The 12,263-nt window shown below is 59.7% G+C and carries 11 protein-coding genes; 4 read left to right on the forward strand and 7 right to left on the reverse strand.

Annotated elements, in window-relative coordinates:
• Positions 1-271 precede the first annotated feature (271 nt).
• Together DHV10_RS17560 and DHV10_RS17565 are read right to left on the reverse strand one after the other, a co-directional pair.
• Complete coding sequence (locus DHV10_RS17560) at positions 272-1,831, reverse strand: YifB family Mg chelatase-like AAA ATPase (protein ID WP_109487664.1); 1,560 nt, start codon at positions 1,829-1,831, stop codon at positions 272-274.
• Between the two features lie 105 nt (positions 1,832-1,936).
• A complete protein-coding gene (locus DHV10_RS17565; protein WP_109487665.1) occupies positions 1,937-2,842 on the reverse strand; it encodes a manganese catalase family protein in 906 nt (301 codons plus the stop codon).
• A gap of 134 nt (positions 2,843-2,976) precedes the next feature.
• Between DHV10_RS17565 and DHV10_RS17570 the strand changes: the two genes are divergently transcribed.
• The 3 genes from DHV10_RS17570 (at position 2,977) to DHV10_RS17580 (ending at position 6,376) form a co-directional block, all read left to right on the forward strand.
• Complete coding sequence (locus DHV10_RS17570; protein ID WP_109487666.1) at positions 2,977-4,389, forward strand: L-serine ammonia-lyase; 1,413 nt, start codon at positions 2,977-2,979, stop codon at positions 4,387-4,389.
• A gap of 46 nt (positions 4,390-4,435) precedes the next feature.
• Positions 4,436-5,296: a CPBP family intramembrane glutamic endopeptidase gene (locus DHV10_RS17575; protein ID WP_109487667.1), complete on the forward strand. Its 861-nt coding sequence runs from the start codon at positions 4,436-4,438 to the stop codon at positions 5,294-5,296.
• 330 nt (positions 5,297-5,626) lie between these two features.
• A complete protein-coding gene (locus tag DHV10_RS17580) occupies positions 5,627-6,376 on the forward strand; it encodes an RsmE family RNA methyltransferase (RefSeq protein WP_109487668.1) in 750 nt (249 codons plus the stop codon).
• A 49-nt stretch (positions 6,377-6,425) separates the two neighbouring features.
• Here the strand turns inward: DHV10_RS17580 and DHV10_RS17585 are convergent, their stop codons facing one another.
• Positions 6,426-8,057 (reverse strand): UxaA family hydrolase, encoded by a 1,632-nt coding sequence (locus DHV10_RS17585; RefSeq protein ID WP_109487669.1) that lies wholly within the window; start codon positions 8,055-8,057, stop codon positions 6,426-6,428.
• Between the two features lie 113 nt (positions 8,058-8,170).
• On the opposite strand from DHV10_RS17585, the gene DHV10_RS17590 reads away from it, so the two are divergent.
• On the forward strand, positions 8,171-9,181 hold the full coding sequence (locus tag DHV10_RS17590; RefSeq protein ID WP_109487670.1) for a zinc-binding alcohol dehydrogenase family protein: 1,011 nt from the start codon (positions 8,171-8,173) through the stop codon (positions 9,179-9,181).
• Between the two features lie 64 nt (positions 9,182-9,245).
• On the opposite strand, the gene DHV10_RS17595 is transcribed toward DHV10_RS17590, so the two are convergent.
• From DHV10_RS17595 to DHV10_RS17610, 4 genes are all read right to left on the reverse strand, one after another.
• Entirely contained in the window at positions 9,246-9,965 is a 720-nt protein-coding gene (locus DHV10_RS17595; protein WP_109487671.1) for an MIP/aquaporin family protein, read from the reverse strand.
• Between the two features lie 74 nt (positions 9,966-10,039).
• Positions 10,040-10,453 (reverse strand): methyltransferase family protein, encoded by a 414-nt coding sequence (locus DHV10_RS17600; RefSeq protein WP_109487672.1) that lies wholly within the window; start codon positions 10,451-10,453, stop codon positions 10,040-10,042.
• Positions 10,454-10,478: 25 nt separating this feature from the next.
• On the reverse strand, positions 10,479-10,895 hold the full coding sequence (locus DHV10_RS17605) for an OsmC family protein (protein ID WP_109487673.1): 417 nt from the start codon (positions 10,893-10,895) through the stop codon (positions 10,479-10,481).
• Positions 10,892-11,977, reverse strand: a complete 1,086-nt coding sequence (locus tag DHV10_RS17610; RefSeq protein WP_109487766.1) for a purine-nucleoside phosphorylase — start codon at positions 11,975-11,977, stop codon at positions 10,892-10,894. Before DHV10_RS17610 ends, DHV10_RS17605 begins: the two co-directional genes overlap by 4 nt.
• Positions 11,978-12,263: the final 286 nt, after the last annotated feature.

The following is a 12,263-nucleotide window of genomic DNA, read 5'->3' on the forward strand; positions in this document are numbered from 1 at the left end:
GCAATCTTACCCCTGCGGATGGCACTCATGAATGTATAACGGAGGCCGAATAGGGTCAATATTTATTTTCAGTCAAGTACCGCCTTGTGACGGATGGATTTCAACACTGGATTCCGTCCATAAACCTTTCATCTGCAATGGTTTGAATCACGTCACGAGTCTTTCGTCTCGCACCAGCATGCTTAAGCCCATGGTCCGCTCAAGTTAACGAACCATTTGAGTTAGCGTTGGTAGGTGATCCGGGTCACGCTTGAGTGTTCACGGCTCGGAATCAGGACCAGTAGCTTCGATCCAGCGTCCGATACTGAATCGCTTCGGCCAGATGTGGCACAGCCAGTTCTTCCGCACCATCCAGATCGGCTATTGTCCGCGCCACCTTCAAGATACGGTCGTGCGCTCGGGCCGTAAGTCCCTGCTGCTGCATCGCCCGTTCCAGCAGACGCTCGGAGTCGGCCCCGAGTTCGCAGTGAGCCCGGATCTGCCGCGTCGACATCTGTGCATTCGAGAAGATCCGGTCGCCCGTCTTCTTGAACCGTGCCCGCTGCCGCTCCCGCGCAGACAGCACCCGGGCCCTGATCTCCGCTGACCCCTCAGCAGCCGCCCCGCCCCGCAGCTCCTTATATTGAACGGCCGGCACCTCGATATGGATATCGATCCGATCCAGCAGTGGGCCGGATATTTTCGCCACATACCGCTGAATCATCGGCGGAGTGCACATGCACTCCCGCGATTTGTCATTGAAGTACCCGCAAGGACAGGGATTCATGGCAGCCGCCAGCATGAATCGCGCCGGAAAGCTCAGCGACATCGATGCCCGAGCAATCGTCACAGTGTGATCCTCAAGCGGCTGGCGCATCACCTCCAGCACGTTGCGCGGGAACTCTGGCAGCTCATCCAGGAACAACAATCCATTGTGCGCGAGCGACACCTCGCCGGGGCGAGGAACAATCCCGCCCCCGATCAGCCCCGCATCTGAAATGGTGTGGTGCGGCGACCGAAATGGCCGCTGCGTCACCAGCCCTGCGGCGGAATCGAGCACCCCGGCCACCGAGTGAATCTTCGTCGTCTCCAGCGCCTCTTCAAAAGTCAGCGGTGCCAAAATCGACGGCAGGCGTTTCGCCAGCATCGTCTTTCCCGATCCCGGCGGCCCGATCATCAGGATGTTGTGGCTCCCCGCTGCCGCAACCTCCAGCGCGCGCTTTGCCGTCTGCTGCCCTCGCACATCCTTGAAGTCCACTGAGAACTGCTGCAGCTCTCCCAGGATCTCCTGCGCACTCACCGTAAATGGATCCCGCGGAACACTCCCCATTAGCGTCGAATTCAGAAGATCGATCACGTCCAGCAGCGAAGATACGGGGTACACGTTCACGCCCTGCACCACCGCCGCCTCTGCTGCGTTCGCAGCCGGAAGTATCAGATTAGGAATCTTCTTCTCGCGCGCCAGAATCGCTACCGGCAGCATCCCCGGAACCGGCCGCACGCTGCCATCCAGCCCAAGTTCCCCCACCAGCAGAAACTGATCTACATTGTCGACGCGCAGCGCTCCATAGGCACCCAGAATTCCCACAGCGATTGGAAGGTCGAACCCCGACCCTTCCTTCTTCAGATCTGCTGGCGCCAGGTTGATCGTCGTGATCGTAGGAGGGATCAGATAGCCCGAGTTCTTGATCGCCGCGCGAACACGGTCCCGGCTCTCGCGCACGGCTGCATCGGGCAGGCCCACCGTGTGGAACACATCCTTATCGATAACTACGCCGCTGTAATCAACCTCTACATCAATTAAGTTAGCGTCGATTCCATATACGGCTGCACTCAGCGCTTTGAAGAGCATGGCAGTCTCTGGCTGTATTTTGCGGGAGTGTACCAGATGACATGCGCAAAAGAATGGGCTGCCCGTCACACCTGTTCAGGCAGCCCGAGTCGTCCTACTTGTCCACTACTTGGACGAAGTGACCGTCTCCCCGGCCATCGTCGCCTGCCGGCCCGTCTGTGCTGCATTCTCAACGTGCGGAATCGACTTCTTGTCGACGGTCTTCACCGTTGTTGCCGTCGTTGCCTTCTGAGCATCATCCTGCTTGCCCCGCGCTTCGTACCCGGCAACGCCGTCTACCGATCCGTTAGAGAGCCCTTGCCCGCCGACCATCGGTGACTCCACCGGATGCAACCCGAACGAAGTCTGCCACGGAGCCTTCTTGATGTCCGTGTCTCCCTCATCTCCATCTCCGGTCGAAGCGTTGAAGTACTCGTTCACCAGCTTCGGAGTTGCTGCCAGCCGTCCGATCGAGAACGGAGGCTTCTCCATGCTCTCCAGCGCCGCCGCAAACGCCTTCATGTGCGTGATCTCCCGTGTCATCAGGAACTGAAGCGCATCGACGGTCCCTGCGTCGTCCGTGTGGTTGATCAGCCGTTCATAGACGATCTTGGCGCGGCCCTCAGCGGCAATGTTGCTGCGCAGGTCGACATCAAGTTCGCCGGTGATCTTCAGATAATCTGCGGTCCACGGATTTCCCATCGAGTTGTTCAGAGAGACGCCGCCACCACCCGCGATGCAGACCAGCGGATCGGCTTCAGCAGCCTCCCGCTTCTCCTTCATGGGTTTCAAATGCATCCGGATCAACGCTCCCACAATCTCCAGATGGCTGAGCTCTTCGGTTCCGATGTCGAGCAGAAGATCGCGACGGGCCAGGTCGTCAACGCAGTTCCAGCCCTGGATGGTGTATTGCATCGCGGCGGCAAGCTCGCCGTTCGCCCCGCCAAATTGTTCAAGAAGCATGTTGCCGAACCGCACGTCAGGAGTCCCGACGTTAACCGTATACATAAGTTTCTTAATGTGGTGATACATCCATTCCCTCCGATCGAGATCGCTCCCGAAGTGCTCTTGGATGCGCGAACAGCCGAGGTACGTTCGATGAAAGTCTCGCAACACGCCGACGCAATCTGACGGCCATACCTCCTGAGGAATAGAATCTTCTCCGGATGACGAGTCTCTTCGACCTCTACAAAATTGGCGTCGGCCCCTCGAGCTCCCACACCATGGGGCCAATGCGCGCAGCAGCTCGCTTTGCGGGTGAACTGGAGCAGAAAGGCAAGCTGAATCAGGTTCACCGCGTTCAAGTCGAACTATTCGGTTCTCTCGCTCTCACCGGCCTCGGCCACGGAACCGACCGAGCAGTTCTCCTCGGCCTATCCGGCAACGAGCCGGCCTCCATCGATCCCACTTCGATCGAGAGCACAGTCTCCAAAATTTGTTCTACAAAGCAGATCTCACTAGCCGCCAAACGAACGATCACCTTCGATGAAGCCACTGATCTCCTCTTCCGTCGCGAGACCATGTTTCCGCCGCACGCCCGCACCCAGCATCCCAACGGCCTCAAGCTCAAAGCCTTCGACGCATCCGGAGAAACACTAGACGAGAGGACCTTCTTCTCCATCGGCGGCGGCTTCATCGTTGAAGACGGAGCGGAGACAAGCAAAGCAGACCGGCCCGCGTTCCAGCCCCCGTATCCCTTCAAGAGCGCCGCAGAGTTGCTCGAGAGCGCCCGCACGCATGGACTTAAGATTCACGAAGTCATGATGGCCAACGAGTGCGCCAGACTTCGGGCGGACCTTCCAGCTCTCACCGATGCCGAATTGGAGGGTCGCATCAGATCCGGCATCGACACAATCTGGCAGACCATGAAGGGCTGCATCGAACGCGGAATCGAGGCAGAAGGCATTCTGCCCGGTGGCTTGAAAGTACTCCGCCGCGCCCACCGCTTCGCCGCTCGTCTTCGCGAGACGGAGAAGACTGACCCCCTTGCCCCGCTCGACTGGGTCAAGGTCTACGCCATGGCCGTCAACGAGGAGAACGCCGCTGGAGGTCGCGTCGTCACAGCTCCCACCAATGGCGCAGCCGGTGTGGTGCCCGCAGTCGCCCAGTACTACGAGCGATATGTGCCGGGTGCCGATCGCGAGGGGATCATCCGTTTCTTCCTTACATCCGCGGCCATCGGCATACTCTACAAAGAGAATGCTTCCATCAGCGGCGCGGAAGTCGGTTGCCAGGGCGAGGTCGGCGTTGCATGCTCCATGGCAGCCGGAGGACTCATCGCGGCGATGAACGGCACCAACGGTCAGGTGGAGCACGCAGCCGAGATCGGCATGGAGCACAACCTCGGCATGACGTGCGATCCCATCGGCGGCCTCGTGCAGATCCCCTGCATCGAGCGCAATGCGATGGGCGCTGTGAAAGCAATCCACGCCTCCCGCATCGCAATGAGCGAGTCGGAAGAGCACAAGGTATCCCTCGACCAGGTGATCAGGACCATGTATCTCACCGGCCTCGATATGCAATCGCGGTACAAAGAAACCTCTCTTGCCGGCCTCGCCCTCAACGTCATCGAGTGCTGAGTGGTTTTGTTGCCCGAACCTCTTCTCGTCTACCATCCAACTCAAGATGGATTCGACCAACGAACAGCCGATGGGCGCTGACCCAGGTACTCAGCTTCTGAACTTTTCGCCCGACCCCTCGCCCACTCAACAAGCTCCCATCGCGCCGATGTGGCATACGGTGCTCCTCATTCTGGCGATCGTCAGCGTTTCATGGCTCGGCTTCGTGAGGCACAACGGACCGCACGGCGCGGTCGTTGCCGGTCGCCTCGAAACCTACGCCACCACCGCGATTCTCGAACTCGTACTGATCGGCTGGGTAGCCTTCGGCCTCAAGCTGCGCGGCATCCAGCTGCGCTCCCTCTTCGGCAAAGTCTCCATCAGCTTGAAAGCCGTCGTCGTCGACTTCGGCATAGCCATCGTCTTCTGGATCCTTTCCATGATGGCGCTCGCCACCGTCGCCATGATGTGGATCAGCATCGAGTCATGGATCACGCACAAGCCCATTCCCGTCCAGACTGACAAGAACGGCAGACCCACAATGGCCAACCCCGCCGATGACAGAGCAGCGAAGGCGGTCGTGCAGCTTGCGCCCGAGAATGCCAGGGAGATCGCAGCCTGGCTGATGCTCTGCATGTTGGTCGGTGTTGCAGAAGAGCTTGTGTTTCGCGGCTATTTGCAGACTCAGTTCACTGCATGGGCAAAGGGCGCGGCGGCTGCAGGCGTAGTCTTCTCTGCCATTGTCTTCGGCGCAGCGCACGGATACGAGGGCGCCCGCGCGATGTTCATGCTCACCATCTTCGGAGCCTTCTTCAGCCTGCTTGCTCTCTTCAGAAGAAATCTTCGCGCTGGCATCTTCGCTCACTCATGGCACGACGCTTTCGCAGGATTGGCTGTTGCTCTTCTGCACGCGCGCCATGTTCTCTAATCACCCCGACCATGCCGGAGAGGTCGAAGAGATTGTTGCCACTTTTTCCACTCCATCGTCGTTTTTTTCTTGACACTGACTTCGCATGAATCTATACATTTCCTCAACTGCAACAAATGTTGCAGAACTCGATGCAAACCATCGAAAAGGGAGAATAGGCAAATGGCAACTAAGAAAGCAGCCAAGAAGGCACCCGCAAAGAAGGCCGCGAAGAAGACCGCGAAGAAGAAGTAATAGCGGGACTCCAACCAAAAGGCAACACTTCGGGGGACGCAAAAGCGTCCCCCGAAGTGTTTTTGCGTATCAACGAAAGGTGCATGGATACTGGCGATGACGCGACGTCGATGGATTGCCGAACGATGGGACAAATCAACCGCGAGCCTCGCGGGAGCGCAGGCCGAACACCTCATTCGCGTGCTGCGAGTCAAAGAAGGGACGGAGGCAGACGTCGTCGCAGGAGGCCGAGTCTTCCATGCTGTCGTCTCCAGATTCTCCGATGCTGGAGCAGGCGCGTCTCCGGAAGTGAGCTTCAATCTGCTCTCCGAACTCGAGTCAGAGCCTGCGATGCCCGTTACGCTGGTAATGTCGATTTTCAAGTTCGATCACATGGAGTGGGCGATCGAAAAAGCGACCGAACTCGGCGTCGCTTCCATCGTTCCCGTCATCGCCAGAAGAACCGACAAGCATCTCGCGCAGGCCGCAATGAAGCGCGTTGAACGCTGGCGTCGCATCGCGCACGAAGCTTCTCAGCAGTCGCGGCGCTCCGACGTCCCTCTCATCTGCGATCCCGTTAAGCTCGCAGATCGCATCAAGGCAGCATCCAATCTGAAGCGAGTCGTCCTCGCAGAGCAGGAGCGCGCCACCACTCTCCGTCGCTTCCTCGAAGCTGCGCTTGCCGCTCCCGCTGTGGATCTGCCGCAGTTCGAGATCGCCATTGGCCCCGAGGGCGGATGGGCTCCCGAAGAGGCGGCCCTCTTCGACGCGAATGTTTGGAAGGCTGTTTCCCTGGGCCCGCGTATATTACGTGCCGAAACCGCCGCCATCGCGGCGCTCTCCGTCATCGGTTCGATGTTGGACTAGATCCGGCCTCACACTCTGCGGCACTCTCGCCGGAGAGCGACCATCTCGGCTACAAAGAAACCCCGCGCTTCCAGGGAATGAAGTCGTTCTGCCCGAACTCCTCCGCCTTGGTCAGCCGCGTCCCGTTCGCCACCTCGATACACAACTCGAGAAGCTCCGCGGCGCACTCCGGAATCGTCTTCTCTCCGGTCACAATCCCGCCTGCGTCGAAGTCGATGATGTCCGCCATGCGCTCCGCGAGCTGCGAATTCGTGGAGATCTTCATCACCGGAGCCACCGGATTGCCGGTCGGCGTTCCCAGCCCTGTCGTGAAGAGAACCAGATTCGCTCCGGCTCCCGCCTGCGCCGTCACGCACTCCACATCGTTCCCCGGCGTGCAGAGCAAAGTCAGACCCGCCTTCGTCGCGTACTGCGGAAAATCAAGCACGTCTCGAACCGGAGCCACTCCGCCCTTGCGCGCCGCCCCCGCCGACTTGATCGCGTCCGTGATCAGCCCGTCCTCGATGTTGCCGGGTGAGGGATTCATCTCAAACCCGGAGTGCACCGCCTTCGCGCGCGCAGAGTACGCCTGCATCAGGTCGTAGAAGCGCTGCGCCAGTTCGTCCGTCGCACAGCGATTGATCAGCTCCTGCTCTACCCCATGCAACTCCGGAAACTCGCTTAGTATCGATTTCCCGCCAAGCTCTCCGAGCAGATCGGAGATGTACCCCAGCGTCGGATTCGCCGAGATCCCGCTGAATCCATCCGATCCCCCGCACTTCAATCCCACCGTCAACGCCGACAGCGGTGCCGGAGCCCGCGTCGCGCGATTCGCTTCCGCCAATCCTGCAAACGTCTGCTCCAACGCTCCCGTCATCAGCACCGTCTCGCGTCCTGAGCGCTGCTGGTCGAAAAACAGCACAGGCTTCGTCAACTTGGGATCCCGTGCTCTTAGCTCATCCATCAGCATCGACGATTGCGCGTTCTGGCACCCAAGACTCAACACCGTCGCACCCGCGACATTCGGGTGGTGGATATACCCCGCGAGCAAACCGCAAAGCGCCTGCGCGTCCTGCCGCGTCCCGCCGCAGCCTCCCTGGTGGGTCAGAAATCGGATGCCGTCCACATTTGGAAACACGCGCTCAGATCGAGGCGGCGCTTCCAGAGCGTGCCCACTCGCGGTCCTCGCGTGCTTCGAAACCATCTCCCGCACCAGCCCGCGATAGCTGTTATGCGAACTCCCATAACCGAGCTCTTCTTCCAGAGCCTCGCGCATCCTGTCCACGTTGCGGTTCTCGCAGAACACCAGGGGAAGCACAAGCCAGTAGTTGCGCGTGCCCACCTGCCCGTCGGCACGGTGATACCCCATGAAGGTTCGCTCCGCCCAAGCCGTGGCATTCGGCAGCTCGAACGAAACCGGATTCCGCTCCGCCGTGTACCCGCCGGCTCGGTGCCGAGTGTTCCGGGTTGAGAGCAACCCGCCTCGCGAAACCGGCTGAGTCGCTTCGCCCACCACCATGCCGTACATGATCACCACATCACCCGGCGCTAGGTCGACCAGCGCGAGCTTCTGCTTGGCGGGAATGTTTTCCGTGACTGGGCACGAGGATGAGTCGTAATAAACGGTGGTGCCCGCCGGGAGCGGAGAAAGCGCTACCAGCACATTGTCACGAGTGTCGATCTGCAATACGGTATCGGGCATAGATGAACCTTCAGGACGCATCGATTTGACCGCGCCCTCGGCAAGAATACAACCTCGCAAATCGAGGCGGCCTGCGCGGTTCGGTATCATCGAGAGTTCGCAGGGAGTTCACAATGAAAGCAATCATGCTCCAAGCCCCAGGTAAAGCTGCCGTGCAGGAAGTAGCAGAAGCAGTCCGGCGCGACGACGAGGTCCTGCTGCAAATCCGAAAGATCGGCCTATGCGGCAGCGATCTCAATTCCTACCGCGGTCGAAACCCGCTTGTCAGCTACCCCCGCATCCCAGGCCACGAGATTGCTGCAACCGTCATCGACGCAGGCTCAAATTCGGATTACCCTGCCGGCACGAACGTCACGCTCTCTCCCTACCGTGGCTGCGGCCGCTGCGCCGCCTGCGAGCGCGGACGTCCCAACGCCTGCAAGGATAACGAGACTTTAGGCGTACAGCGCGACGGTGCGCTGACGGAGTTCATCTCCGCTCCAGTTGCCAAGCTCTTCCGAGCAGATCTCTCGCTCAAGGAGCTGTGCCTCGTGGAGCCCCTCACCGTCGGCTTCCACGCAGTTGGACGTGGCCGTGTCACCGCGGGCGACACTGTCGCTGTCTTCGGTTGCGGCGGCGTAGGCCTCGGAGCAATCGCGGGAGCAGCCTTCCGTGGTGCCCGCGTTATCGGAATCGACGTCGACAACGCCAAGCTCGACACAGCGCGAAAGGCCGGCGCGACAGACGTCATCAATTCCAAAATCGGCAATCTTCACGATCAGCTCTCCGACCTCACAAACGGCCGCGGCCCCGACGTCATCATTGAAGCCATCGGCCTGCCTGCCACTTACCGCGCAGCGGTCGAAGAAGTCGCCTACGCCGGCCGAGTCGTCTACATCGGCTGGGCCAAGGAGCAGGTCGCCTACGAGACGCGCCCCTTCGTGCACAAGGAACTGGACATCATGGGCTCACGCAACGCCATGCCCGACGACTTTCACGAGGTCATCCGCATGCTCGAAGCGAAGCGTTTTCCCGTTGAGGCCGCCGTCACCCACACCATCGCGTTCGACGAGACCCCCGAGATCCTCGAATCATGGAACCACAAGCCCGAGCGCTTCACCAAGATAATGGTCGACGTAAGCTAATACGGCTTCAACGTACGCACCCTTCACCCACTAATCTGAACACTGACCACTGATCCCTGACGACTCACAGGTGTGCGTAGTGCAGGAACACTCCCGCCAGCGCCCCTCCCGCCAGCGGACCCAGCACCGGAATCGGCGCATAGCTCCAGTTCGATCCGCCCTTGCCCGGGATGGGTAGGATCGCGTGCGCAATCCGCGGTCCTAGATCGCGCGCCGGATTGATCGCGTACCCCGTCGTTCCGCCCAGCGACAGGCCGATCCCCCACACCAGGCTGGCCACCAGCCACTGTCCCACTCCCGCCGACGGTGCAACACCGTGCGAGAAGATCGCGTTCGCCACCAGCACCAGCATCATCGTCCCGATTGCCTCGCTCGCAAAATTCGCCGCCGGGTGATGCACAGCGGGTCCGGTGCAAAAAATGCCAAGCTTCGCGGCAGGATCCGGCGTCAAAGACCAGTGAGGCGCGAAGTGCAGCGCCATTACCGCCGCACCGCAGATCGCCCCCAGCATCTGGGCCGACCAGATCGAAAGAAGCTGCGAGTAGTTTCCGTCTACAATCGCCGTCGAAAGAGTGATCGCAGGATTCAGGTTCGCGCCCGGACTCCCAAATGCCTGCGCAACCAGCACTCCGCAGAGCACCGCAATCGCCCAACCGGTCGTGACCACCATCCATCCGGCGTCAGCCGCGTAGGTCCGGCGCAGACTCACGTTAGCGCAGACGCCATTGCCAAGAAGAACGAGGACAAGTGTCCCCAGGAACTCGCCAAACCAGACGGAGTGCATAGTTTCTTTCCTGTGTGAATGCGGAATGAGTGTCGCAGATAGAGAGGGGATTGAGCAATATCGCGTTTGGCCGATCAGAACCACGTCTTCCGTTTGTACTCGCGGTACTCATCCCCGAACTTCGCCTCAAGCACCGCTGATTCCTTGCGGCTGCGAACAATCTGCACAGGAATGAGAATTGCAAAAATGAGAAGAAAGGCGAACTGTCCTGACCAGATGATCACGCTGAGGATCGTCAGTGCGCTGAACACATAAATCGGATTGCGGATTCGCGAGTAAAGGCCGGTGGTAACCAGATTGGAAGCTTTCGCGCGGACGCTGAAGGCACGCCCAAGCTGAATGCGAGCCGTGAGCAAAAGCAGAAGCGCAGGCACCCCAATCGCCAGGCCCGCCACGCGGCTCGGGGTCAACGGAAACGCCGTCGCCCTCCAGAGCAGGACGATCGCTCCGAAGATGATGATCACAAAGGTGACAACGTTCGCTCTCATAGGTCCCGATTCTCCAGCCCTGGATTCAAATCGTCCTCGCTTCTACGTGTGCCAGCTTCACCGGGACAGAAAAACGAAGAGTGTTCTGAATCTCCGCAACAGTGTCGGTGTGTCGCATAAGGTTAAGCAACTCCTCCTGCGAAGCCCTGCCGTCCACCGACGCTCGATAGGAAACGTTTTTCGCTCCCTCGCCCTCGGCACCGAACTCGCCGGTCACCTCTACACGCACCGAATCAAGCTCGATGTTGCGCTTCTTGGCCTCGCGGTACAGATCGTTGCAGTAGCACGTTGCGAGCGCCAGGAACAGGAGCTCGCCTCCATTCACGCTCGAACCCAACCCCTCTGACTTCGGCGCAATCGCCAGCCCATGCTCTCGGCCGTTGGCGGCAAGAGAAACAGCATGGCTTCCCCGGCGATTCTCAACTGTGGCGGAGATATTCATTGGCTCTTGTCTTTCCCTTCTGTGCCCTCTTGCTCCTGTTCGCTGTGAATCACCGGGGAATCAGGCCATCCCCGCAACAAAGCCTCCACAACGGAGTGCCCAACTCTGTACGCCGCTTCGAGCGATGGTAGATACGCGCTGTAGGTCCCGATCCGCTGATGTGACAAGCTCTCGGCCGCCGTCATCCCTCGCGGCTGCTGATCGTAGTTGCTCACGCTCCGCAGCACCAGAATGCGCCGCCAGTCTACGCGGCCGGCGTTCGCCAGAAACTTCAGCGACTGCAGCGTACCGGTGTCCTCCATGCCCGTCGTTGTGAACTGGCCCTTGCCGTCCGTGAAGTAGCTCACCCACTCATTCGCCCAGGCGTCATTCAGCTTGCCGTGCCAGAACGTCGAACTCGAAATCGTATCCCCCATTGCCACAAAGGGTGGCTTCTGTGCGGCAGCTCCATCGAACGCCGCCCTCGCCGTCTTCAGCGCCTCGTTGTCGGGCAGCGCAGTGTTGCGGCTGGTGGCAAACGCCCATCGCGTCAAATCCTCGTCAAGTTCAAAGGCCTGCCCATCCGGCGGAACAACAGGCCTTTCAAATGGACGCGTCTTCCGCAGGGGAATGTAACCCGTCGTCCAGTCTGCCGGCGCCTCGCGCGAGTCGATCTCATACCCAAGATCGCCGTCCACAACAAAACGCGCCCACGCCGCCGATCCCAGTGAAATGCGATTCGGATTACCACCCGCAATCCCGGCCACCATCCAGAACGCGTGACTGAAATCGAAGCGCGGGTCCAGTCCCACCGCCATCACCGTCGCTGCTGCATGAGCCGTCCCTGCTCCGGTAAGAATCGCCATCTCGCCGCGGTCGTTCATCCGCACAGCATGATACGCATCCGGCATCGGATACACCCTGTCGAGGTGATCCCGCTCCACCCAATACTGAAGTTCCCCGGGATTATCTCCCGTATCGTTGCCCACCTCGAACATCGCGATCACCACCACTTTCACCGCGATGGGTCGCGAGGCCTCTTCCGCTGAGCAGTGCAATACCGCGCTCACCACGAGGGCCAAAGTCAGGAATATCCGGATCATGGTTGCGATCTTAGTGCATTTCCATCGCGAATGTTTTGTGCAGCCATTGAGGTACAGCGCCGAAATCATGCAGCATATGATTTCCGGAACTTGGAAAGCTCACTTCATTCTGTTTCGTGGAGATTTGCCTGCAAAACCGACGTTCCCGAGCGCGGCAAATCATCGTCTATTCACATTCTTCCTGCTTTCCAAACCGCGATTGCGATAAACTTAGGACATCGCAGATACAGTTGAATCGCACCGACATGCCAACAGGTTTGCGGGCGTACAGTTCACATTTCCTCGC

The sequence above is a fragment of the Occallatibacter savannae genome (assembly GCF_003131205.1).
GTDB lineage: Bacteria > Acidobacteriota > Terriglobia > Terriglobales > Acidobacteriaceae > Telmatobacter > Telmatobacter savannae.

What these genes read in the sequence shown, in the direction of transcription:
- DHV10_RS17605 (WP_109487673.1), bottom strand. Translation starts at nt 10,895, where the DNA reads ATGAATATCTCCGCCACAGTTGAGAATCGCCGGGGAAGCCATGCTGTT.
- DHV10_RS17590 (WP_109487670.1), top strand. Translation starts at nt 8,171, where the DNA reads ATGAAAGCAATCATGCTCCAAGCCCCAGGTAAAGCTGCCGTGCAGGAA.
- DHV10_RS17575 (WP_109487667.1), top strand. Translation starts at nt 4,436, where the DNA reads ATGGATTCGACCAACGAACAGCCGATGGGCGCTGACCCAGGTACTCAG.
- DHV10_RS17585 (WP_109487669.1), bottom strand. Translation starts at nt 8,057, where the DNA reads ATGCCCGATACCGTATTGCAGATCGACACTCGTGACAATGTGCTGGTA.
- DHV10_RS17560 (WP_109487664.1), bottom strand. Translation starts at nt 1,831, where the DNA reads ATGCTCTTCAAAGCGCTGAGTGCAGCCGTATATGGAATCGACGCTAAC.
- DHV10_RS17600 (WP_109487672.1), bottom strand. Translation starts at nt 10,453, where the DNA reads ATGAGAGCGAACGTTGTCACCTTTGTGATCATCATCTTCGGAGCGATC.
- DHV10_RS17610 (WP_109487766.1), bottom strand. Translation starts at nt 11,977, where the DNA reads ATGATCCGGATATTCCTGACTTTGGCCCTCGTGGTGAGCGCGGTATTG.
- DHV10_RS17570 (WP_109487666.1), top strand. Translation starts at nt 2,977, where the DNA reads ATGACGAGTCTCTTCGACCTCTACAAAATTGGCGTCGGCCCCTCGAGC.
- DHV10_RS17595 (WP_109487671.1), bottom strand. Translation starts at nt 9,965, where the DNA reads ATGCACTCCGTCTGGTTTGGCGAGTTCCTGGGGACACTTGTCCTCGTT.
- DHV10_RS17565 (WP_109487665.1), bottom strand. Translation starts at nt 2,842, where the DNA reads ATGTATCACCACATTAAGAAACTTATGTATACGGTTAACGTCGGGACT.
- DHV10_RS17580 (WP_109487668.1), top strand. Translation starts at nt 5,627, where the DNA reads ATGACGCGACGTCGATGGATTGCCGAACGATGGGACAAATCAACCGCG.